This window comes from Deefgea rivuli DSM 18356 (assembly GCF_000620145.1).
GTDB classification, from domain to species: Bacteria; Pseudomonadota; Gammaproteobacteria; order Burkholderiales; family Chitinibacteraceae; genus Deefgea; species Deefgea rivuli.
In genome coordinates this window covers 71,798-95,473 of record NZ_KK211082.1, presented here as the reverse complement: position 1 = coordinate 95,473, position 23,676 = coordinate 71,798, and the positions used below count along the sequence as shown (strand labels likewise).

General features: G+C 48.3%; 21 protein-coding genes and 2 tRNA genes. 20 read left to right on the top strand and 3 right to left on the bottom strand.

Features of this window, described 5'->3' with window-relative positions; genetic code table 11:
• The first annotated feature begins 100 nt into the window (after positions 1–100).
• Positions 101–1,342, top strand: coding sequence for a uracil-xanthine permease family protein (locus Q320_RS0113205; protein ID WP_027469394.1), 1,242 nt, complete (start codon positions 101–103; stop codon positions 1,340–1,342).
• A 106-nt stretch (positions 1,343–1,448) separates the two neighbouring features.
• On the opposite strand, the gene Q320_RS0113200 is transcribed toward Q320_RS0113205, so the two are convergent.
• A complete protein-coding gene (locus tag Q320_RS0113200) occupies positions 1,449–1,778 on the bottom strand; it encodes a DHCW motif cupin fold protein (protein ID WP_027469393.1) in 330 nt (109 codons plus the stop codon).
• Positions 1,779–1,900: 122 nt separating this feature from the next.
• Between Q320_RS0113200 and Q320_RS0113195 the strand changes: the two genes are divergently transcribed.
• The 6 genes from Q320_RS0113195 (at position 1,901) to Q320_RS0113170 (ending at position 9,923) form a co-directional block, all read left to right on the top strand.
• Positions 1,901–3,607, top strand: a complete 1,707-nt coding sequence (locus tag Q320_RS0113195) for a glutamine--tRNA ligase/YqeY domain fusion protein (RefSeq protein ID WP_051534733.1) — start codon at positions 1,901–1,903, stop codon at positions 3,605–3,607.
• A 121-nt stretch (positions 3,608–3,728) separates the two neighbouring features.
• Positions 3,729–4,121 carry a hypothetical protein gene (locus Q320_RS0113190; protein WP_027469391.1) on the top strand — a complete coding sequence of 131 codons (393 nt, stop codon included), beginning with the start codon at positions 3,729–3,731 and terminating at the stop codon, positions 4,119–4,121.
• Between the two features lie 92 nt (positions 4,122–4,213).
• The gene (locus tag Q320_RS19835) at positions 4,214–5,932 is read left to right on the top strand and encodes an ABC transporter ATP-binding protein/permease (RefSeq protein ID WP_051534789.1); all 1,719 of its coding nucleotides are present in this window, start codon (positions 4,214–4,216) and stop codon (positions 5,930–5,932) included.
• Complete coding sequence (locus Q320_RS0113180; protein WP_027469390.1) at positions 5,933–6,367, top strand: NUDIX hydrolase; 435 nt, start codon at positions 5,933–5,935, stop codon at positions 6,365–6,367.
• A complete protein-coding gene (gene hemE / locus Q320_RS0113175; protein ID WP_027469389.1) occupies positions 6,368–7,420 on the top strand; it encodes a uroporphyrinogen decarboxylase in 1,053 nt (350 codons plus the stop codon).
• A 340-nt stretch (positions 7,421–7,760) separates the two neighbouring features.
• Positions 7,761–9,923, top strand: coding sequence for a primosomal protein N' (locus tag Q320_RS0113170; protein WP_035853726.1), 2,163 nt, complete (start codon positions 7,761–7,763; stop codon positions 9,921–9,923).
• Positions 9,924–10,039: 116 nt separating this feature from the next.
• Here the strand turns inward: Q320_RS0113170 and Q320_RS0113165 are convergent, their stop codons facing one another.
• Entirely contained in the window at positions 10,040–10,378 is a 339-nt protein-coding gene (locus Q320_RS0113165; RefSeq protein ID WP_027469387.1) for a P-II family nitrogen regulator, read from the bottom strand.
• A gap of 276 nt (positions 10,379–10,654) precedes the next feature.
• On the opposite strand from Q320_RS0113165, the gene Q320_RS0113160 reads away from it, so the two are divergent.
• From Q320_RS0113160 to Q320_RS21630, 9 genes are all read left to right on the top strand, one after another.
• A tRNA-Leu gene (locus Q320_RS0113160) sits at positions 10,655–10,739 on the top strand.
• 366 nt (positions 10,740–11,105) lie between these two features.
• The gene (gene tig, locus Q320_RS0113150; RefSeq protein ID WP_027469386.1) at positions 11,106–12,416 is read left to right on the top strand and encodes a trigger factor; all 1,311 of its coding nucleotides are present in this window, start codon (positions 11,106–11,108) and stop codon (positions 12,414–12,416) included.
• A gap of 19 nt (positions 12,417–12,435) precedes the next feature.
• Positions 12,436–13,056, top strand: coding sequence for an ATP-dependent Clp endopeptidase proteolytic subunit ClpP (gene clpP / locus Q320_RS0113145; protein WP_035853724.1), 621 nt, complete (start codon positions 12,436–12,438; stop codon positions 13,054–13,056).
• Between the two features lie 81 nt (positions 13,057–13,137).
• Positions 13,138–14,406, top strand: a complete 1,269-nt coding sequence (gene clpX / locus Q320_RS0113140) for an ATP-dependent Clp protease ATP-binding subunit ClpX (RefSeq protein ID WP_027469384.1) — start codon at positions 13,138–13,140, stop codon at positions 14,404–14,406.
• A 224-nt stretch (positions 14,407–14,630) separates the two neighbouring features.
• Positions 14,631–17,039, top strand: a complete 2,409-nt coding sequence (gene lon / locus Q320_RS0113135) for an endopeptidase La (protein WP_027469383.1) — start codon at positions 14,631–14,633, stop codon at positions 17,037–17,039.
• Positions 17,040–17,195: 156 nt separating this feature from the next.
• Positions 17,196–17,468 (top strand): HU family DNA-binding protein, encoded by a 273-nt coding sequence (locus Q320_RS0113130; protein ID WP_027469382.1) that lies wholly within the window; start codon positions 17,196–17,198, stop codon positions 17,466–17,468.
• A 196-nt stretch (positions 17,469–17,664) separates the two neighbouring features.
• A tRNA-Asp gene (locus Q320_RS0113125) sits at positions 17,665–17,741 on the top strand.
• A 119-nt stretch (positions 17,742–17,860) separates the two neighbouring features.
• The gene (locus Q320_RS0113120) at positions 17,861–19,699 is read left to right on the top strand and encodes a SurA N-terminal domain-containing protein (RefSeq protein WP_027469381.1); all 1,839 of its coding nucleotides are present in this window, start codon (positions 17,861–17,863) and stop codon (positions 19,697–19,699) included.
• 151 nt (positions 19,700–19,850) lie between these two features.
• Positions 19,851–20,030, top strand: coding sequence for a hypothetical protein (locus Q320_RS21630; protein WP_027469380.1), 180 nt, complete (start codon positions 19,851–19,853; stop codon positions 20,028–20,030).
• Here Q320_RS21630 and Q320_RS0113110 read toward each other — a convergent pair.
• Entirely contained in the window at positions 20,023–20,820 is a 798-nt protein-coding gene (locus Q320_RS0113110; protein WP_027469379.1) for an enoyl-CoA hydratase-related protein, read from the bottom strand. The genes Q320_RS21630 and Q320_RS0113110 overlap by 8 nt on opposite strands.
• A 210-nt stretch (positions 20,821–21,030) precedes the next feature.
• On the opposite strand from Q320_RS0113110, the gene Q320_RS0113100 reads away from it, so the two are divergent.
• From Q320_RS0113100 to Q320_RS0113085, 4 genes are all read left to right on the top strand, one after another.
• Positions 21,031–21,372, top strand: a complete 342-nt coding sequence (locus Q320_RS0113100; protein WP_027469377.1) for a DUF4870 domain-containing protein — start codon at positions 21,031–21,033, stop codon at positions 21,370–21,372.
• Positions 21,373–22,197, top strand: coding sequence for a dienelactone hydrolase family protein (locus Q320_RS20960; protein WP_027469376.1), 825 nt, complete (start codon positions 21,373–21,375; stop codon positions 22,195–22,197). It begins immediately after the preceding gene.
• Between the two features lie 89 nt (positions 22,198–22,286).
• Entirely contained in the window at positions 22,287–22,706 is a 420-nt protein-coding gene (locus Q320_RS0113090; RefSeq protein ID WP_027469375.1) for a MaoC family dehydratase, read from the top strand.
• Positions 22,707–22,760: 54 nt separating this feature from the next.
• Positions 22,761–23,657, top strand: a complete 897-nt coding sequence (locus Q320_RS0113085; RefSeq protein ID WP_051534731.1) for a D-hexose-6-phosphate mutarotase — start codon at positions 22,761–22,763, stop codon at positions 23,655–23,657.
• Positions 23,658–23,676: the final 19 nt, after the last annotated feature.

Below are 23,676 nucleotides of genomic sequence, written 5' to 3'. Positions count from 1 at the left end.
TGTTGAGTGTGGTATTTCGGACCGTGATTATTTTAAGTATTCGTGTGTTTTCGTGTCCTTCGTGATTGTTGTGATCCAAGATTTTTTATGTGGGGTTGTGATGTTTTCAGAAATCAAACAATTACTATCCGGCGCGCAGATTTTATTTGTTGCGTTCGGTGCGCTGGTGCTGGTGCCGCTACTAACCGGACTCAACCCAGCGATGGCGCTGCTCGGTGCCGGTGTCGGTACACTGATGTTTCAACTGGTGACGCGTCGGCAAGTGCCGATTTTTTTAGGTTCGTCGTTTGCGTTTATTGGGCCGATCATTTTTTCGATGCAAACTTGGGGCCAAGCGGCAACTCAGTTCGGGCTATTTTTTGCCGGATTTATGTATTTCATTATCGCGGGCCTGATCAAATGGCGCGGCATGGGATTTATCCATAAATTGCTGCCACCCGTGGTGATTGGCCCAGTGATTATGGTGATTGGCTTGTCGGTCGCGGTGGCGGCTTCGGGTATGGCTATGGGGCAGGGCGGTGGTAAACAGCTCGTTCCCTACAATGTGTCGCTGTTTTTAGCTGCGCTCTCTTTGGCGACGACGATTGCGGTGTCGGTTTTTGCGGGCGGCATGTTGCGCTTGGTGCCGATTTTATCGGGCGTGATCGTCGGTTATATTGCGGCGGTCTTTTTGGGTGTGGTTGATTTGGCGGCGATTGCCGCCGCGCCGTGGTTAGCGAAACCGCATTTTGTAACGCCGGAAGTGAATTGGGCGGCGGCGCTGTTTATGTTGCCCGTGGCGATTGCGCCGACGATTGAGCATATCGGCGCGGTGATGGCCGTCGGCAAAGTGACGGGGCAGGATTATATGCAAAAGCCTGGCCTGCACCGCACCTTGGCGGGCGATGGCTTAGGCGTGTGCTTTGCGGGCTTGATCGGCGGCCCCCCGATTACGACTTATTCCGAAGTCACTGGCGCGCTGATGATTACGCGCAATTTCAATCCAGTCATCATGACCTACGCTGCGGTGCTGGCTGTGATTTTGGCCTTCTTTGGCAAATTTAATGCGATTTTGGTGTCGATTCCATTACCCGTCATGGGTGGGATTATGGTACTGCTATTTGGCACGATTGCATCGATAGGCCTGAAAACGCTGATTGATAGCAAAGTCGATCTGATGTCGCCGCGCAATCTAGTCATTGTGTCGGTGGTGCTCACTTGCGGGATTGGCGGTTTGATGGTCCAAGTGGGTAACTTTAATCTGGCGGGCGTGGGGCTAGTTAGCGTGCTGGCGATTGCGCTGAATTTGCTACTGCCCAAAGATCAGCACCATGATGGAATTGTTGAAGGGCAGGATGTATAGAGGTATTTGTTCGTATGCTAGGAAATTAGAAGCCTAGCACCATATACCCATGGTAATAAAAAGCCGCTTAGCAAAATTGCTGAGCGGCTTTTTTTATCGATGTGGTTTAATCGACAATAAACAGCGTTGCGCCGTGTTGGGTTGACGAACGATGCGCTTCGGCATGATCGGCGACTTGGTAGCTGTGGCCTGCCTTAAGTGTAAAAACCCGCCCATCTTCAAGCTCGGTCGTTAGTTCGCCAGCCAAGCACAATAAGATATGTCCTTTGCTGCACAAGTGATCTGCCAGATAGCCTGCGCTGTATTCCACCATCCGTACCCGAATCTCGCCAAATTGTTGAGTTCGCCAATAAGCTATTCCACTGATGCCAGAGTGTTCGGTCTTTTCTAGGTTCGACCAGTCGGTCGTTCCAAAGGGAATGTTGCTGATTTGCATATTCAGTTCTCGCTTAGGTTTTGCAACCTTTATAGATCACGTTCTGTGATTGGGAAGGCAGCGAGAGCGCTGTTTTGGTAGAATCGTTGCCTTGAGTAAAAATCCCATGAGTTTGAGCCGCGATGAGTGAAAAAAACAATCCTGCAGTGAGTGCCGATAGCGCACCAGTGTCCAGTAATTTTATCCGCCAAATCATTGATGCCGACCTTGCCAGCGGCAAGCACACTGCGGTGCAGACGCGCTTTCCGCCTGAGCCGAACGGCTACTTGCACATCGGCCACGCCAAATCGATTTGCCTGAATTTCGGCATCGCCCAAGATTACAACGGCCAGTGCAATCTACGCATGGACGACACCAACCCAGAAAAAGAAAACGACGAATACGCCAAAGCGATTGAAGCCGACGTGCGCTGGTTGGGTTTTGAATGGAACGGCGACGTGCGCCATTCTTCGGATTATTTTGACGCCTTGTACGGCTACGCGGTTGAACTCATCACCGCTGGCAAGGCCTTCGTTTGCGAATTGAACGCGGAAGAAATGCGTGATTACCGTGGCGACTTTCAAAAGCCTGGCCGCAATAGTCCGTTTCGTGAACGTACGGTTGCTGAAAATCTCGATTTGTTTAGCCGCATGCGCGCTGGTGAATTTGAAGACGGTAGCAAAACCCTGCGCGTCAAAATTGATATGCAATCGCCCAATTTAAACCTGCGTGATCCAGTCATTTATCGCATCAAACGCGCGACGCACATCAAAACCGGTGATACGTGGTGTATTTACCCGATGTATGACTACACACACTGCATCTCTGATGCGCTAGAGGGCATTACCCATAGTCTGTGTACCTTGGAGTTTGAAGATCATCGCCCGCTATACGACTGGGTACTCGACAATATCAGCCTCGAATGCCATCCACAGCAGATCGAATTTTCGCGCCTTGAGTTGCTGTATTCGATCACTTCGAAACGTAAATTGAACCAACTAGTAACCGGCAACTTTGTATCGGGCTGGGATGATCCCCGCATGACGACGATCAGCGGCATGCGCCGTCGTGGTTATAGTCCTGAAGGCATCAAATTATTCGCGCAGCGGATTGGCGTTTCCAAAGGCGAAAACATCATTGATTTCACGACGCTAGAAGGCGCGGTGCGCGAGCAGCTGGAAGGCAGTAGCCCACGCGTCATGGCGGTGTTGAATCCATTGAAAGTGACGCTGACTAATTTTGAAGCAGGCGTAACCGGCAGTCGTTCTGCGCCATTCCATCCGCATCACGAAGAATTTGGCGAGCGTGAAATCCCGATTGCGCGTGAAATTTGGATTGAACAAGACGATTTTGCAGAAGAGCCACCCAAAGGTTGGCAACGTCTGACCTTGGGCTCGGAAGTGCGTTTGCGCTATTCCTACGTGATTAAATGCGATGAAGTGGTGAAAGACGCTGCTGGCAATGTGATCGAATTGCGTTGCAGTTTGGATACCGAAACGCTAGGTAAAAATCCAGAAGGCCGCAAAGTGAAAGGCGTGATTCATTGGATTTCAGCCGAGCATGCGGTGCCAGCGACGGTGAATTTGTACGAGCGCTTGTTTACCGAAGCGCGCCCCGATGCGATTCGCGGTGCGGATGGTGAATACGTCGATTTCACGCAATTTATCAATCCAGAATCCTGCAAGACCATTACCGCTTATGTGGAAAGCTGCGTTGTGAATGCCGCGCCAGAAACGCGTTATCAATTTGAGCGTTTGGGCTATTTCATCACCGACCGTCACAACCATAAAGCGGGCGGCACACCCGTGTTTAACCGTACAGTGACGCTAAAAGACAGTTGGGCAAAATAAATATCACGTAGGTCGGATGAGCCGAAGGCCTTATCCGACTTGGCACTGCCTTTGACGCGTCGGGTAGCGCTGCGCTCACTTCGACTTACGACCATCAAACCCATTACATTTGGACTGACAGATGAAAACAATCTTGGTAATAATGATCGCCGCAATCAGTAGCATGGCTATGGCCGAAGAGCCGCGTAAACAACTGTATACCGGTCAGTTGGGCCAAGCACCGGTGCAGGTGATGTTTGATTACCTAAAAAATCGCATTGCCGATGAATACGGCATTGGTGAATACCGCGAATTAGTGATTAAACAACGTGCGGCGGGGCCGGAAAATTTTAAAAAGGTCAGCATTGAAGCGCAAATGCAAGGCTTGCTGGACGATTCAATTAAAACGCAGCGTTTTCAATTGGGTATGAGTTTTAACGAAGAAACATCGGTATGGTTGATCGATACGGTCAAACAAGATTGGCAATGCCGCCGTGGTGCAAGTAAAGGCTGGACGCAAAAACCTTGTAAATAAGTAGCAAATAATGGATGGGGGCCATCGCCCTCATTTTTTACCGCAAAGTATTTTAAACGCGCGTACACCTTGAGTTGAAAGCTATGAGCTTTATGTCTGAAAAAGCACCAGTTGTTCGAAATTTATTTGGCAATTTTTGGCGGCTCGCCAAACCGTATTGGGTGTCGGAAGACAAGCTTTATGCTTGGGGTTTATTGGCGCTGGTCATTAGCTTATCGCTAGGGCTCGTGTATATGAATGTCCAGTTTAATAGCTGGTATAACGAGTTTTATAACACTTTACAAAATCTGGATGCGAAGGCTTTTAAAGCCGCGCTCTATAAATTTGGCTACCTTGCTTTTGCCTATATCGTGATTGCAGTTTATGCAATTTGGTTTCAACAAATGCTGGAAATTCGCTGGCGAAAATGGGCGACGGAACACTTTACCGCGCGCTGGTTAAAAGAGAGTAATTTTTATCGTATTCAGCTCACTGATAAGGGAACTGATAATCCAGATCAGCGTATCGCGGAAGACGTTGGACAATTTGTTTCTATTTCACTCTCGCTGTCTTTGGGTTTGTTGCGAGCTGTTGTTACGCTAGTGTCTTTTATTGGGATTTTATGGGTTTTGTCGGGACCAATGAAGCTGATGTTAGGTGGCGCTGAAGTTAATATTCCGGGCTATATGGTCTGGATTGCGATTATTTACGCTTTAATTGGTACCGGAATTACCATTTTATTGGGGCGTCCTCTCGTTGGTTTGAATTTCCTGCAACAGCGCTATGAGGCTGATTTTCGCTTTGGTTTGGTACGTGTACGAGAAAATGCTGAATCGATTGCTTTGTACCATGGCGATATTGAGGAAAAGCAAAATTTAAGTCAGCGTTTTGCATCTGTGGTTGGTAATTTCTGGTCATTGATGCGGATGAATAAGCGCTTAACTTGGTTTACGTCATTTTGGGGGCAATTGGCGATTATTTTTCCATTGATCGTCGCTGCACCACGTTTTTTTGCCAAAGAAATCTCTTTGGGTGGCTTGATGCAAATTAACTCAGCATTTGGTCAAGTGTATGGCGCGCTGGATTTTATCATTGGCAGTTTTAGTACATTGGCCAATTGGAAAGCGGTCATCGACCGTTTAACGACGTTCGAAGCCAGCCTCGATGCCGCACAAGCCTTGCCACGCCTCACACCACAAAACATTAGCCATGGTTTATCGCTAGATAATCTATCGGTAAGCAAGCCGAATGGCGAAGTGTTGCTGGATAAATTAAATCTGCAATTGCAAGCGGGCGATACACTGTTGGTGCGCGGTGCTTCAGGCGCTGGAAAATCAACCTTGCTACGTGCACTGGCAGGTATATGGCCGTATGCATCGGGTGCATTAGGCTTGCAAGCCAATACCCAAGTATTATATTTATCGCAAAAACCGTATATGCCGCTGGGTACATTACGAGCCGCACTGTATTACCCACAGCCAGCACAGCATGACGATGCCAAAATTACCGAGCTATTGGCGATGGCGGGTTTATCGCATTTGCTGCCGCGCTTGGACGAAACCGACGCTTGGTCGCACGTACTGAGTTTGGGTGAACAACAACGTATCGCCTTGCTGCGTGTGCTCTTACTGAAACCTGATTTCCTATTTATGGATGAATCGACATCGGCGCTGGATGTGGCGGGTGAAGCGCGCTTGTATGCGGCGGTGGTTGAATGCATGAAAGACGGCGTACTGGTGAGCGTTGGTCATCGTGTTGGCCTGACTGAATATCACGCCCAAGTCTTGGAGTGCCAAGGGCAGGGCGCTTGGTCGTTGGCGGCGTTGAAATAAATGTCAGCCCATATTCGTGTCAAAGTGATTTGCCTGTTTGAGCAAGAAGGGCTGTTTTTATTCGCTGAAGGCTATGATCCGAGCAAAACCCAGCATTATTTGATGCCTGTTGGTGGTGGCGTTGAGTTTGGTGAGCGCTGTGAAGATGCCATTCGCCGTGAAGTGCAAGAAGAAATCGGAATTGAAGCTCTGAATCTGCGACAGCTAACCGTGCTAGAGAATTTATTCACGTTTGATGGCATCGCAGGGCACGAAATTGTTTTTGTGTATCAGGCCGATTTGGCCGCGCCTTTATCCCTGTTGCGCGGCGTTGAGAGTAATGGCGAAGAATTTAATTTGCGCTGGTTAACGCGCCAGCAAATCGATGCTTTGGGCTGGCCAGTTTTCCCTGAAGGATTACTGGACGTGATGCCCGCTATGAATGAGAGATTTTAAATGTTAAAAAACGACACCTTCCTACGCGCTTTAATGCGTGAACCTGTTGAATACACGCCCGTGTGGATGATGCGCCAAGCGGGGCGTTATTTGCCGGAATATTGCGCGACGCGCAAAAATGCCGGTTCATTTTTGCAGTTGTGCAAAAACACCGATTTGGCGACTGAAGTGACTTTGCAACCGCTGGAGCGTTTTCCGCTCGATGCGGCGATTTTGTTTTCCGATATTTTGACCGTACCGGATGCAATGGGTTTGGGGCTGTATTTTGCTGAAGGCGAAGGCCCGAAATTCGAGCGCACGGTGCGTACCGAAGCCGATGTTGCCAAACTCTTTGTGCCGGATGTTGGTACCGAGCTGAAATACGTCACTGACGCAGTGAGTTCAATTCGCAAGGCGCTGGATAATCGCGTGCCTTTGATTGGCTTTTCTGGCAGTCCGTACACTTTGGCCTGTTATATGGTGCAGGGCGGAAGCTCTAGCGATTATCGTGAAATAAAAACCATGATGTATGCGCGTCCAGACCTTTTGCACCGTATCTTAGAGGTCAATACCCTCACGGTGATTGATTATCTGAATGCACAAATTGAAGCGGGCGCGCAAGCGGTGCAGATTTTTGATAGTTGGGGCGGCTCTTTGCCATTCGGTAAATACCAAGAATTCTCATTGCAATATATGGCGCGGATTGTGGCTGGCCTAAAACGCGAACACGATGGTCGCAAAGTGCCGGTGATTGTGTTTACCAAGGGCGGCGGTCAATGGCTGGAAGACATTGCGGCAACGGGTTGCGATGCGATTGGCTTGGATTGGACGACTGATCTGGGCGAAGCGCGTCGCTGCGTCGGCGATAAAGTCGCCTTGCAAGGCAATTTTGATCCAATCGCCTTGTTTGCGCCGCCTGCGGCGATTGAAGCGGAAGTTGAGCGGATCTTGCAAAGCTATGGTGGCGGGACGGGGCATGTATTTAATTTAGGCCATGGTATTTCGCAATTTACCAATCCCGATCACGCGGCAGCTTTGGTGGCAGCGGTACATCGTTTGTCGGGCAAAGTATAAAACTTACAAGTTGTATTTTGTTTGTAATGATGATGAAAATCAATGATTTATCGGCGTTATATGTAGTCTTAGATTGCAAAGCTACATCAAGTTATGCACATTTGCTTTGAGCTTGATTTTTGACTTGTCAATCCCTTGTGAAAAATATGATGTAAATCGTTGACAAAGCTAAGTTGTTGATTTTGTTGAATTAATTTTCGTGTTTAATTTTTGTGCAACCTAACCGTAACCACGGCTTTATTGGGCTTTTCTGGCATTTTGACAACTTGCCCACAAAATTATCCACAGAAACTGTGCATAACCCCCGCGCCAAAGTATTTACGCGATAAAGAGAGATAAAGTGGCTAGTTTTGCCCTCGTTGCGCTTGACGTGCCGCTCAAAAAACTGTTTGCGTATGCACTGGCTGGGTTTACACCGGCTGTAGGCTCACGGGTGTTGGTTCCTTTCGGTCCGCGCCGATTATCGGCTGTCGTGATGGAATTACGGGACGACGCCGCCGATTTTACTGGCACGCCGAAAGCCATTCTGGCGACATTTGATGATTTACCCGCGCTGACTAGCGATACGCTGCAACTGTGCCAGTTTGTCGCTGACTATTATCACTATCCGATTGGTGCGGTACTGAGCGCTGCGCTGCCAACGGCGTTTCGCGGTACGGCGGCGTTTCGTGAGCCTGCGGCGGCTAGCGTTTATTTTGTCGACGATGTGGATGTGCTGCTGAATCAACTCTCCAAACGCGCGCCTGCGCAGCGCCGGATTGCCGAGGCACTGTTGGTGCCACATACACCAGCCGCGCTGCGTCGCTTGCACGATAGCGCTTGGCGTTGGGTGCAGGCGTGGCATGCGGCAGGTTGGGTGTCGGCTGCGGCTGAGGAATGCCGCGTGGGTGTAGCGAGTCCTGATTTGCCATTGAATGCTGAGCAAGCGCTGGTCGTGAACGAACTGACCACGGCGACTGATTTTTCGCCCTTCCTGCTGTATGGCATTACCGGTAGCGGTAAAACTGAAGTCTATTTGCAAACGATTAGCCAAGTTTTGGCGCGCGGCTTGCAAGTTCTCGTCTTAATTCCCGAAATTAATCTGACGCCGCAACTCGAAGGGCGTTTTCGTGCGCGCTTTCCAGGCGTGCGTATGGCGGCGCTGCATAGCGGCTTAAATAATACCGAACGTGCGGTCAATTGGCTGGCCGCCTTGCGCGGCGAAGCGCAGATTGTGTTGGGTACGCGTTTGGCGGTGTTCACGCCGCTACCTAAGCTCGGCATGATCGTCGTCGATGAAGAGCACGACCCCTCCTTTAAGCAGCAAGAAGGTCTGCGCTATTCGGCGCGAGATGTCGCGGTTTACCGCGCACGGCAAGCGAAGGTGCCGATTGTGCTGGGTTCGGCGACGCCGAGTATCGAAAGTTGGGCAAATGCCAAAGCTAAACGTTATCGACTACTGCCTTTAACGCAGCGCGCTGTGCCGGGCGCGGTGTTGCCAAAAATTACCTTGTTGCCGACCAAAAACGTTGGCTTGGTCGACGGCCTGCATGTGATGGCGCTGGCCGCGATGCACGCGGCGCTGGCGCGTGGTGAGCAAGTGCTGATTTTCTTAAATCGGCGCGGATTTTCGCCGGTTTTGCAATGCGGTGAATGTGGCTGGATGGCGAGCTGCTCGCATTGTTCGGCACGCTTGGTGCTGCATCTGAAAGAGCGTCGTCTGCGCTGCCATCATTGCGGGCATGAAGAAGCGATTACGCCTGCTTGCCCCGATTGCGGCAATCACGATTTGAAACCGGTCGGGCAGGGTACGCAGCGCATGGAGGAATCTTTGCCGCAGCATTTTCCAGGCAAAAAAATCCTGCGCATTGATCGCGATTCGACCAGTAAAAAAGGTGAACTCGACGCGGCGCTGGCGCAAGTGCATTCGGGCGAGGCCGACATTATTATTGGCACGCAAATGCTGGCTAAAGGTCATGATTTTGATCGGTTGAACTGTGTGGTGGTGCTGAATGCCGATACGGGGCTGTATAGCGTCGATTTTCGCGCTGAGGAAAGATTATTTGCGCTGTTGACGCAAGTGGCAGGGCGAGCAGGGCGGCGCGAAACGCCGGGTGAAGTGTTTATCCAAACTGCGTTTTCCGATCATCCTTTCTATCACCAATTGCTAGCGCGCGATTATGCACCGTTTGCGAATCGTACTTTAGAAGAGCGCAATATGCTGCTCTTGCCGCCTGCTAGCGCATGGGCGCTGTTTCGCGCCGATGCGCCTGAATTGGAGCAAGCCTTGGCTGCGCTGACGCAGATTCGCATGTGCATTGCGCCAGAGCCGAATTTGACGCTCAATCAACCCGTCGCAGCGACGATGCTCAAACGCGCCGGTGTTGAGCGTGCGCAACTCTTGATTGCGGCGAAATCCAAAGCGCAATTGCAAGCGGTGCTTGATGAGGCTTTACCAGCGATTCAGGCGCTCAAACTGGGCAAAGTGCGCTGGACGCTGGATGTGGATCCAGTTGAGGTGTAGTGGGTATGTTGCTCTAGAACTTATTAGGTAATGGCTAGGTATCTATACCCTAGGTTTCATAAAAAATGCCAGCTCGCGAGCTGGCATTTTTATTCGATCAGTAGCAATTCAGTGCATTAAACGGCTTGATCGTTGGTTTCACCGGTACGAATCCGCACTACGTGTTCAACCGGGCTCACAAAAATTTTGCCGTCGCCAATTTTGCCAGTGTGCGCGGCTTTAATAATACCTTCGATCGCAGCATCGACTTGATCGTCCGATAAAACCACTTCGATTTTAACTTTCGGCAAGAAGTCAACGACGTATTCCGCGCCACGGTACAGTTCGGTATGGCCTTTTTGCCGGCCAAAACCTTTTACTTCAGTCACGGTGAGGCCAGAAATGCCCAGCTCAGACAAAGCTTCACGCACTTCGTCGAGTTTAAAAGGTTTAATAATCGCTTCGATTTTTTTCATGGTACATATTTCCGTTGAGTGCGTGTTAAACGTTCGGCGAGTATAGCTTTGCAACGGAAAGCACGCCAAGTACAGGCGATATTTTTTAACGTGAATCATGAATTGAGCGCGCTGCTGTCAGGCTTGGATTGAATATTCAGGCGGTGATGTAAAAAAATAGAAACACTTAGTATTTGAAAGATAAGGATTTTCTGTGGTTTGTTTGCTCGGCATAAATAAATTTCAACGAAAATACTAGACCGGCTCAGGGAAGTTCTGTACTATTCGGCACTTGTTGGGGGGTTGGCGGAATTGGTAGACGCACTGGATTTAGGTTCCAGCGCCGCAAGGTGTAAGAGTTCGAGTCTCTTATCCCCCACCAGAACAAAGATGCATTGCATCAAAACTGAAAAGCCACACGTGAAAACGGGTGGCTTTTTTGCGTCCGCGCGAATTGGGGCGATAGGGCTTGAAATATGGCGATTGAGCCTGATGTGTAATTGATGCTTAGGGTCTGTTGCACAGGCGTTCCGCGCCGGGCGGTAGATGGTAATGGGGTTGAGACTTTGCTATAATGCTCAGCTTTACTGGATAGAGCCGTCAGAATGGCGCTTTGTCAAGCAGGATTGGAGTGGCCGAGCTGGCCGGTGCACAAGCACTTTGGCAGCGTTTTAGGCGCTTTATATTTTATTGATTAATATTTTTCTGGATCAAAAGCATCCAGAAATACGTTTGAGGAATACTGGTAATGCAAGCACAACTGGAAACCCTGAGCGCTCTCGAGCGTCGTTTGTCCATTGCGGTGCCACGCGAAGAAATCGCTAAGCAAGTTGATGCCCGCCTCAAGCGCGTTGCTAAAACCGCTAAAATTGATGGCTTCCGTCCTGGTAAAGCACCGTTGAACGTGGTTTTTCAAAGCCATGGCTTCCGTATCCAAGAAGAAGTTTTGGGTGAAACGGTTGAGCGCTCGTTCGGCGAAGCGGTTGTTGAGCAAAAACTACAAGTTGCTGGCTACCCACGTTTTGAAGCAAAACAAGATGTGGCTGAAAATGGCCCATTTGAATTCTTGGCGACATTTGAAGTTTACCCAGAAATTAAATTGGGTGACTTGAGCGCGATTGAAGTACAAAAACCAACACTGCTTGTTGGTGACGAAGAAATCAACAAAACCATCGACATTTTGCGCAGCCAACGCACGCGTTTTGAGCGCGTAGAGCGCGCCGCTGCAGATGGTGATCGCGTGATCATCGACTTTAAAGGCACGATTGATGGCGTTGCATTCGCTGGTGGTTCATCAGACAACTACGCATTTTTGATCGGCAAAGGCCAAATGTTGCCTGAGTTTGAAGCGGGTGTGGTTGGCTTGAAAGAAGACGAAAGCAAAGACGTTACAGTTGTATTCCCAGCCGATTACCACGGTAAAGACGTTGCAGGTAAAACAGCTGTTTTCGCGATCACTGTGAAAAACGTCGCTGCGGCCAACTTGCCAGCGTTGGATGCTGACTTTGCGAAAAGCTTAGGCATTGAAGATGGCGATGTTGAAAAAATGCGCGCCGAAGTAAAAGGTAATTTGGAGCGTGAAGTTCGTTTCCGCTTGAAATCACGCATCAAAGAAAGCGCAATGAGCGCTGTCATTGAAGCGACGCCAATGGAATTGCCACGTTCGTTGATTTCTCTTGAAATCGGCCGCTTGGTTGAAGGCGCACAAGCTGACTTGCAACAACGTGGTATCGATCCGAAAACGGTTCCGTTCCAACCTGCTTTGTTCGAAGCGCAAGCGCGTCGCCGTGTTCACCTCGGTTTGGCTTTGTCTGAATTGGTTGAGGCAGAAAAACTGTCTACACAACCAGAACAAATCAAAGCGATTATCGAAGATTTGGCACAAAACTACGAAGATCCAAGCGAAGTTGTGGCTTGGTACTACGCTAGCCCAGATCGCTTGTCAGGCCCAACTAATATGGCGCTAGAAGACAATGTGGTTGAGTTCGTTTTGTCAAAAGCAAAAGTAACAGAACAAGCGGTTGCTTTTGATGAGTTGATGGGTCAGCAAGGTCAATAAACATAAGAGGTTGTCCAAGATGGGATTTGATCCGCAAAATATCGGTCTAGTACCAATGGTCGTTGAGCAAAGCGGCCGCGGCGAACGTGCGTATGATATTTATTCACGCTTGCTGAAAGAACGGGTCATTTTTCTGGTCGGTCCAGTGAATGATCAAATGGCGAACCTTGTGGTGGCTCAGTTGCTCTTTCTGGAATCAGAAAACCCAGATAAGGACATTTCTTTGTACATCAATTCACCGGGTGGCTCGGTCACTGCGGGGATGGCGATTTACGATACGATGCAATTTATCAAGCCTGATGTCTCGACATTGTGCATCGGGATGGCGGCTTCGATGGGCGCTTTCTTGTTGTCGGGTGGTGCCAAAGGTAAACGTTTCACCTTGCCTAATTCTCGTATCATGATTCATCAGCCTTTGATTGGCGGTTTGCAAGGCCAAGCTTCGGATATTGAAATTCATGCGCGTGAATTGATTAAGACCAAACGCACTTTGAATGAATTGCTGGCGAAACACACGGGTCAAGATATCGAAACGGTTGAGCGTGATACCGATCGTGATAATTTCATGAATGCCGAAGAGGCAAAAGCCTACGGCCTCGTGGATGAAGTACTGGCTTCGCGGGCAGCTCTGGCAAGTTAATCTCTCGCCGAAACTCCTGTAGCCGCCAGCCTGTCTGGCGGCTTTTCTTTCCTTGGCGCGTTTTATTCGGAATAGCTGTTCATGTCAGATAAAGAAAAATTATTGTATTGCTCCTTCTGCGGCAAAAGTCAGCACGAAGTGAAAAAATTGATTGCCGGCCCTCAGGTCTTTATTTGCAACGAGTGCATTGATTTATGCAACGATGTGATCGAAGAAGAAGTAACTGATTTAGCGGCTGGCCCTGTTACAACAACCGATGGCAAACGTTTGCCAAAGCCAACTGAGATTCGTGATGATCTGAATCAGTACGTGGTTGGGCAAGAGCGGGCTAAAAAGATTTTGTCGGTGGCGGTGTACAACCACTACAAACGCTTGTCGACTAAAGGCAAAGCGGGTAATGACGTTGAGTTAGCTAAATCGAATATTTTGCTGATTGGCCCAACGGGTTCGGGTAAAACCTTGCTCGCGCAAACAATGGCGAAATTGTTGGATGTACCGTTTGTGATTGCCGATGCGACGACTTTAACCGAAGCCGGTTACGTCGGTGAAGACGTTGAGCACATTATTGCCAAGCTCTTGGCGCAGTGCGATAACGACGTTGAGAAAGCGCAGCGCGGCATTGTTTACCTCGATGAAGTGGATAAAATCGCGCGTAAATCAGAAAATCCGTCAATCACTCGCGATGTATCGGGCGAAGGCGTGCAGCAAGCGTTGCTGAAATTGATTGAAGGTACGGTGGCTTCGGTGCCGCCAAGCGGTGGCCGTAAACATCCAAATCAAGATTTGCCGAAAGTTGATACGACCAATATCTTGTTTATTTGCGGCGGCGCGTTTGAGGGTTTAGATAAAATCATTCGCAATCGTTCAGTGAAAGGCGGCATTGGTTTTGGCGCTGAAGTGAAAAGCAAAGATGATAGAAAAAACATCGGCGAATTGCTGCATGAAGTTGAGCCGGATGATTTGATTCGTTTCGGTTTGATTCCTGAATTCGTGGGTCGTTTGCCAGTGGTTGCCACCTTGGCCGAGCTCGATGAAGCCGCTCTGGTTACTATTTTGACTGAGCCGAAAAACGCCTTGATCAAACAGTATCAAAAACTGTTTGAAATGGAAAACGTTGAGCTGGAAATCGGTACTGAAGCCTTGGCTGCGATTGCGCATAAAGCCATGGAGCGCAAAACTGGCGCGCGTGGTTTACGCTCTATCGTAGAACAAACATTGCTCGATACGATGTTTGAGTTGCCAGCGATGGAAGGGATTGCTAAGGTTGTGGTGAGTAAAGAAGTCATCACTGCGGCAGCAAAACCAGAATTTGTACCCGTAGCTGCGGAAACGATTGTAGCTAGTAAGTAAAGTCTGTTTTTCTCTCGCCCGCCGGTAGTTCCGTGGTTTGGAGCTTAAGGCGGGCGGTGTTGTTTAAAGCTTTCACGCAAGTCGTACGTGACGCCAGTACAAATTGTATGGCGAGACGAAGTGGCTTGCATGGCAGTTTTTGCCTTACTACTTATGGCATTGCAATTGAATTTAAGCGCAATGGCCACATATTGTGAACATACTCTCGATCAGGTCATCCCAATATGTCTGAACATCAATTACTCGCGGTTGAATCTACTTCGTTCCCAATGTTGCCATTGCGCGACGTGGTGGTATTCCCACACATGGTTATTCCCCTTTTTGTTGGTCGCCCAAAGTCGATTAAAGCGCTTGAAGCGGCAATGGAAGGTGGCAAACATATTCTGCTGGTCGCACAAAAAAATGCGTCTAAAGATGAGCCGACGATGGGGGATTTGTACCCTGTCGGTACCGTTGCCACCGTGCTGCAACTTTTAAAGTTGCCGGACGGTACGGTTAAAGTTTTGGTTGAAGGCGTGCAGCGGGCATTGGTTGAATCTTTGCAAGACGAAGATGGCTTTTACCAAGCAATGGCAACGCCGCAACCTCTTGCCGATGAAAGCAATCACGAAGCCGAAGGCATGCGCCGCGCTTTGCTGTCGCAATTTGATCAGTACGTGAAACTGAATAAAAAAATCCCACCAGAAATTTTGACTTCTTTGGCTGGCATTGATACTGCTGGTCGTTTAGCCGACACGGTAGCGGCGCATTTGCCGCTGAAGCTGGAGCAAAAACAAGCGGTACTTGAAATGGAAGACGTTGCTGCGCGAATGGATCATTTGCTCAAGCAATTGGAATCTGAACTCGATATTTTGCAAGTTGAAAAGCGCATCCGTGGCCGTGTAAAACGCCAAATGGAAAAAAGCCAGCGCGAATATTATTTAAACGAGCAAGTCAAAGCGATTCAAAAAGAACTTGGCGAGCTGGATGAAAATGCCGATCTGGATGAATTAGAAAAGAAAATTAAAAACGCAGGTATGAGCAAAGAAGCTAAGGAAAAAACCGAAGCTGAACTCAAAAAACTGCGCATGATGTCGCCGATGTCGGCTGAGTCGACCGTCGTTCGCAATTACGTCGAAACGATGTTGGGCCTGCCGTGGAAGAAAAAAACCAAAATCAGCAAAGATTTGGCGGCAGCTGAAACGGTATTGGATGCAGATCACTACGGTTTGGATAAAGTTAAAGAGCGGATTGTTGAATATCTCGCGGTGCAAACGCGCGTAGAAAAACTCAAGGCGCCGATTCTTTGCTTGGTTGGCCCACCGGGTGTGGGTAAAACATCTTTAGGTGAAAGCATTGCCCGTGCTACGAATCGCAAGTTCGTTCGTATGGCGCTGGGTGGCGTACGCGATGAAGCTGAAATCCGTGGTCATCGCCGTACGTATATCGGCTCGATGCCAGGTAAAATTTTGCAAAGCATGAGCAAAGTTGGCGTGAAAAATCCACTGTTCTTGCTAGATGAAGTGGATAAATTGGGCAGCGATATGCGCGGCGATCCATCGTCTGCTTTGCTGGAAGTGCTCGATCCTGAACAAAATCATGCGTTTAGCGATCATTACCTAGAAGTGGATTACGATTTATCCGACGTGATGTTTGTCGCTACCGCGAATTCACTGAATATTCCTGCGCCTTTATTGGATCGGATGGAAATTATTCGCCTCTCGGGTTACACCGAAGATGAAAAAGTGAATATCGCGTTGAAATATCTCGTGCCGAAACAAATGAAAAATAATGGCGTTGCAGAAGGCGAGTTGTTAATTGCTGATACGGCTGTGCGCGATATTATTCGCTATTACACACGTGAAGCAGGTGTACGTAGTTTGGATAGGGAAATCGCGAAAATTTGCCGCAAAGTGGTTAAAGCCTTGCTAATGAAGCCAAGCGACAAAAAACTCAGCGTAACCAATAAAAACTTGGATAAATATCTGGGTGTGCACCGTTATGACTACGGCGTAGCTGAGCTGAAAAATCAAGTGGGTCAGGTCACCGGTTTGGCCTGGACTGAAGTCGGCGGCGAATTGCTCACGATTGAGGCTGTGAAGCTGCCAGGTAAGGGCAAAATGATCCAGACTGGGCAGTTAGGCGATGTGATGCAAGAATCGATCCAAGCGGCTTTGTCGGTCGTGCGTACGCGTGCTGTCAGCTTAGGGATTGATCCTGAGTTTTATCAGAAAAACGATATGCATATTCACTTGCCAGAAGGCGCAACACCGAAAGATGGCCCATCGGCAGGTATTGGCTTGGCGACGGCACTCACATCCGTGTTGACGGGTATACCTGTACGTTGCGATGTGGCAATGACGGGTGAAATTACTTTGCGCGGTGAAGTGCTACCAATTGGTGGTTTGAAAGAGAAATTGCTCGCTGCACACCGTGGCGGCATCAAGCACGTGCTGATTCCGGAAGGAAATGTCAAAGATTTGGCAGAAATTCCCGATAATGTTAAGCGAGGGCTTGCTATTCATTCCGTCAAATGGTTTGATGACGTATTGGCACATGCTTTAGAGAGAATACCTGAGGCGGTGGCAGTCATTGCCGTAGATGTTCCTGTGCCAGAAAGCACCGAAGCACCACAGCCGAGTACCAAGCATTAATCATTTAAACGGTTGGTGTAGTTGAAAACAGCTCATTACGTCGAAACTACCCAACAAAGTATCAAGCTAAGTTGACATGTATTTTTGTCGCTTGATATAAAGCTTGTAGCAAATCAAAACACAGTTAAGTCCAATCAAAATTGAAAGGGGATGTAAGTGAATAAATCTGAACTCATCGACTCAATCGCTGAATCTGCAGGCTTGTCTAAAGCTGCTGCTGGTAAAGCGTTAGATGCAACAATTGAAGCCATCTCTGGTGCCCTGAAGGGTGGCGATGAAGTGACTTTGGTTGGTTTTGGTTCTTTCTACGTGTCTGAGCGTGAAGAGCGCACTGGCCGTAACCCACGCACTGGCGAAAGCATCACCATCGCAGCTGCAAAACAGCCAAAATTCCGCGCTGGTAAATCTTTGAAAGACGCAGTTCAATAATCAACTGCTGTTAAACGAATGATTGTGAAATGCCGGCTGGAATTTATGTAATTCAGAGTCGGTATTTTATGGAGTGGTAGTTGACTTAAGTAACGTTAGAATACGCGTTTTGAGTTGAGTATTACTTAAATGGAGTGGTAGTTCACTTAAGCGGCGTTACAATACCCGTTTTAAGTTTGCTATCACTTACATGCATGGAGTGGTAGTTCAGTTGGTTAGAATACCGGCCTGTCACGCCGGGGGTCGCGGGTTCGAGTCCCGTCCACTCCGCCAAACAATGAAAAAGGGCAAACGTTATGTTTGCCCTTTTTGTTGCCTAAAATGACTCGCTTACAGACAGCATCGCCGCAATATGGCATGATAACGCGCATAAATAGCAGGAGCTAGCTGGTATGTTTGATATCGTAAATAAGAATAAAACTGCAGTAACCGTTGTGTTGGGCTTGGTGGCATTGGGCTTAGTGGTGGGGGCTGGCGTTTCCGGTTTGGGCGCAATGAGTGATGATAGTGAGCCTTATCTTGCAAAAGTAGGCGGGCGGATGATTACTGAGCGCGATGTGGCACAAGCGGTTGGCAATCAAGTGGTCTCCGATGAGATGAAGCCGATGGTGGTAGAACAAATCGTGAGCCAAAAACTGCTACAAGCGCGTGCAGAACAGCTCAAATTAACGGCACCCGATTCACTCGTTCGCAACGTCATTACACAGATTCCTGCATTTCAAGTTGATGGTCGTTTTAACGATCAACGTTATCAAGAGCTTTTGGCATCACAGCAAATGACGCCTGCGATTTTCGAGCAGAAAGTTCGCCAAGACATCGTAATGCGCCAATTGATGGATGGTTTTGTACAAACTGGCTTTGTATCTAATGCATCAATGCAACAACTTAATCAGCTAATGGCTGAAAAACGAGAAGTAGCAACGGCGATCGTGTCGCCAGAGCAATATTTAGCGCAAGTCACTGTGTCTGATGCAGAAATCAAAAAATATTTTGACGCGAATCAGGCCGCGTTTAAAAAACCAGAAATGGTGAAATTAGAATATCTACTGTTGTCGCAAGCCGATTTGGCTGCTGCGCAAACGGTGAGCGATGAAGAAGTTGCGAAATACTTTGCCGATCACCAGCAAGAACTCGCGAAAGAAGAGCGCCGTGTTAGCCATATTTTGCTGACTGTAGATAAAACTGCGAAGCCTGCAGATAAAGCGCTTGTGCGTAAACAGGCTGAGGCGATTTTGGCTGAGCTAAAAGCGAATCCTGCCCGTTTTGCTGAATTGGCAAAACAGAAATCGCAAGATCCAGGCTCGGCAGTGAATGGCGGCGACTTAGGCTTTTTCCCTCGTGGTGCGATGGTAAAACCATTTGATGAAGTGGCATTCAAATTAAAGAAAGGTGAAATCAGTGGTTTGGTTGAAACTGATTTTGGCTTTCATATTTTGCAGCTGAATGATTTGAAATCAACAGCTTTGGCTGATGTGAAGCCAGGCATTGTTGAGAAATTAAAACTTCAGAAAATTCAAACTGCTTTTCCAGCCCAAGCTGAAAAGTTTACTGAGCTGGTTTATCAGCAATCAGATAGTTTAAAACCGGCGGCTGATACGCTCAAACTGACCGTGAAACAGAGCGATTGGGTGACTCGTACGGGAACTGCAGATCCATTATTGAATAATCCTAAGTTGATTGAAGCAGCTTATTCTGATGATGTGCTGAAAGCTAAGCATAATTCTGAAGCGATTGAAGTTGCGCCAGGCCAGTTGGTTTCTGTGCGTGTGCTTGAGCATAAACCAGCAAGTACACAAACTTTAGCTGAAGTTTCAGCGCTAATTTCACAAAAACTCAAGCAAGAAAAAGCGTTGGCTTTAGCTTTAGCTGATGGCGAGAAAAAGCTAGCGAGTTTGAAGTCAGGTGCTGCTACGCCATTAACGTGGAGTGAAAGTAAAGGCTTTACGCGTATTGCAGAGCAGGGTGTGGCTGAGGCTGATTTGAAAGCGATTTTCAAAGCGGATACTGCAAAGCTACCGGCTTATATTGGTGCGCCAATTCCAGGACGTGGCTATGCGATTTATAAAGTAAATGCAGCGATTCCTGCTCCTGCTTTGTCGCCTGAGAACCAGTTTAAAATGCAGGAAAATTTGGCAAAAATGTATGGTCAGGTTGAAATGACGGCCTTCATTGAGGCGATCAAGAAAGACATTCAAGTGAAATATCACTTAAAACCAACTAAAGCGGAATAAGCCGCTGGTAGACAAAAACGGCAGCCTTGGCTGCCGTTTTCTATTTTGAGCGAAATAAAAATTGCATTTTGACTCAAACGGGCCGATATTCTAATTGTAAGGCCGTATTTGTAAGGTTCCTCAACGCACTACCCTGATGGAGGAGCACAAAATGTCCCGCACCTTTGACATGGCTTCTGGCCAAATAGATCCAAGTTTCGCGAATGAGCGTACAGCGACAGCGACTTGCCCTCAATATCCACAGAACGAGCTAGCGTTACGCCTGCTTACCGTTGCAGAGTCGGAAGAGCAACAACCCGTTCCACGGCCACGCCCTTGGCTTTTTAAATAGCTGCCGAAAGCCAATAAGGCGCGCGTTGCTCTAAAAAAGCATTGACGCCTTCTTGCGCTTCTTCGTGTGTACGGATGTGAGCAATCCGATGCGCGGTATCCGAAATCATCGCATCATCAATCGGGCGATGATCCACCGAAGTAATCAAGCGTTTCGCAGCCGCTAATGCATGCGGGCTATTCTGGCCAATTTCATTCACCCAGCATTCAATTTGTGCATCCATGCCAGTGAGGTCATGCGCCTCCTCATGGATTAAACCTATTTTGCAGGCCGTGGCGCTATTCATTTTTTCTGCAGTCAGAAAATACCGCCGTGCCGCTGTACTGCCAATTCGGCTAATAATATACGGGCCGACCACGGCAGGAATAAGGCCAAGCCGAGTTTCTGGAATTGAAAACCAGGCATCTTTGGTACAAACAGCTAAATCGCAGCAAGAAATAATCCCTAGACCGACTCCTAGCGCAGGGCCGTGTACTCGGGCGATGGTAGGAATCGGTAGACGATCAAGAGTGCGTAGCAATCGTGCCAGCCGGAGCGCATCTTCAAAATTATGATTGGGGTCGGCTAAGGCGCCGCGCTTCATCCATTTTAAATCGCTGCCGCTGCTAAAACAGCTTCCGCTTGCTGCTAATATCAACATGCGTACTTCACTATTGAGACGCAGAGCAGTGAGCGTTGCGGTGAGCTCGGCAATCATGATTTCGTCCATTGCATTGCACACATCAGGCCGATTTAATGTCACCGTCGCAACGCCACGGCGATCAATTGAACAGCTGGTGGTATCGCTCATGCTATGACCTCGACGAATTAAAATGTTGCAGCGCACTAGACTCATTCTGGTTTAGTGTACAAACCGGATTTGTGCCAGTGAATTTGCCGCTTAAATTGTAATTGATTAATAAAGCTTGAATTGAGCGGCCATTTTGGCCGGATTAACTTTTTTCGTGCTGCCCGCTGTGGTAAAGTCGCAGCCCATGTTTTAGCTTCCAAGACATCAAGAATGCGCCCATCTTTAACGCCGTCGACAGTCATTTCGACGGACGCCAAAAACCTTGCTACGCTGGTGTTTGTATTGACGCTGTTTTTTAGTTTTATTCCTAGCTTGTTGGCGTATTGCTTTAAAAAAGAGGATGAATTTGTCTGTGTCGCGGCCAAAGAAGCATTGAACTGGTCGATTACTTTATTATTGCTATCGACTGTTCTCGCGTGGATTCCGTTTCTAGGCTGGATTTTGGCTGGTGTGTTGTACCTAACGAATGTGATTTGCTGTATTTTAGCCGCGCTAAACGCCAGTAAGGGTTTGAGCTATCGATTTCCTTTTGCACTACGTTTGATTGCTTAAATGAAAATTGTGCTGTGTTTTGTATTGTTGATGGTGACGGCTCAGGCATCTGCCAAGCCGGTTACAATCAATTCGGGCAAAGTGAGTTTGTCTGGGATTTTCCTTGCGCCGACTAAAGTGATTGGTCCGGCCGTGCTGCTCTTGCATGGTTGCAGTCGCTTGGGGTACGAGCAAACGCCGAGCTACGAGCGAACCATGAAAATGGCGTCTTTATTGCAGGAAATGGGTTTTGGCGTCTTGATGCTGGATTTGGAAGGCCCCAAAGGCAAACGCAAGGGCTGCACGGGTAAAAATAATAAAAAAAATATTGGTTTGCGGGCCAACGATGCACAGATTGCAATTGCGTGGCTAAAAGCACGTAATGAAGTCGATGCCAGCCGTATCGCAGTGATTGGTTGGTCGCAAGGCGCTACTACCGTCTTGGCTTTAATGAATCGCAAAAATCCAGGCGTGAAATCTGCGGTGGCATTTTATCCCAATTGCCAATTATTTTTAGGCAAAAATGGTTACCGCGTTGCGGCACCCACTTTGTTGTTGGTCGGCGAAGAAGGGCAGCGCAGCGCAGCGCAGTGGTGCCGTGAACTGGGCGATAAATCGGGGCAAGATTTATTTCATCAAGTGAGCTATCCCGATGCGGAGCATGACTTTGCCGATGCCGATGTGAGTAGCAAAAAGCCCCGCGCAGATAAATCGACGGCTAAGCCTGTCCCACAACCCAATTCAGTCGCGGCACAAGACGCATGGCGTCGTTCATTTAAATGGATTTCACGCTGGTTTGATCCCGAGCGCAGCATGCAAGGCGTGCCGCCAAGTAACTTGCCTTAAATTGTGCCCAATTCATAAATCTATGCCTTAAATCCTGTACGATTGATTTTGCGCCTTTGCTGCGTTCACTCATCTAAAAAGGGTTTAACATGGCTCGATTTTTCAATGAATTATCGCTTGGTGATTTCGATGAATATCGAAAAACAGTTACCGAAACCGATGTTGTGCTGTTTGCGGGATTGACTGGGGATAATAATCCTATGCACATCGATGAAGAGTTTGCTAGTCAGACTCGATTTGGTGGCCGGATTATTCATGGCATGCTAACTGCGAGTTTTCTATCTAGTGTGATTGGCATGAAAATGCCGGGCCCAGGCTGCATTTACATGGGGCAAAATCTGAAATTTTTAAAACCCGTGCACATTGGCGATACCGTCACTGCTCGCGCCACGGTGATTGAGATTTACCCTGAAAAACAGCGTATCAAGCTTTTAACTGAGTGTTTAGTGCGGGGTGAAGTGGTGTTAACGGGCGATGCTTTGGTGTGGGTGCCCATCAAAGAATCATAGCTCCCTAGTCCGCTTTACATTAAAATAGGCCGCTTATCGATGGAGTTTTTTGGAATGAGCCAACACAATTTTTCTGCTGTTTTAGCCAATGTACAAGGCGTTCGCGTCATTGATTCGGGCGCTTATTTCAATAAAGCGGATGAAGGTTTGCCGTTATTGGTGATAGAAAATGCCTTAGGCTCAGCAGTGTTGGCTTTTCAGGGCGCGCATTTAATTTCGTTTATTCCGGCGGGCGGCCAAGACGTGCTTTGGCTGTCGCCCAATGCGGTATTTAAACCAGGTAAAGCAGTGCGCGGCGGTATTCCGCTGTGTATGCCTTGGTTTGGTGGCCATCCTGATGGCTTACCATCACATGGTTTTGCGCGCAGTATGGATTGGTCTTTGCATTCAGCACGTAATTTAGCCGATGGTCGGACTGAAGTCGTAATGCGTTTACAAGATAGTGAGCAAACGCGCGCGCTGTGGCCGCATGCATTTAATTTTGAATTCACGATTTGCGTTGGTCAAACTTTGGATTTGAGTTTGAGTGCTGAAAATTTAAGCGATACTACCGTGCCGTATACCTACGCATTCCATACTTACTTTGCTGTAGAGGACTATACCCGTATTGCCGTGACCGGGCTTGCAGGCTGCACGTATATTGATACGTTGGGTGAAGTGCGCCGCTTGGTACAAGAGGGTGACGTACACTTTACGGGCGCAACTGACCGCGTTTATTTGGATGTGGCAAAAGTGCAAACGATTGTCGATGCGGCGCGCACGATTCAAATTTCAGGCAATAGCAAAAGTGCGGTGCTGTGGAATCCTGGTGATCACGCGGAAAAAATTGGCGATATTGGTGGCGGGGCCAATCAGCATTTTGTTTGCGTCGAGCGCGGCGATGTCTTTGATAATGCGTTGACTTTAGCTGCCGGCGAAAAACACATCGCGACGATGACTTTATCTGCTTAAACGTGCTTACAGCATCAAC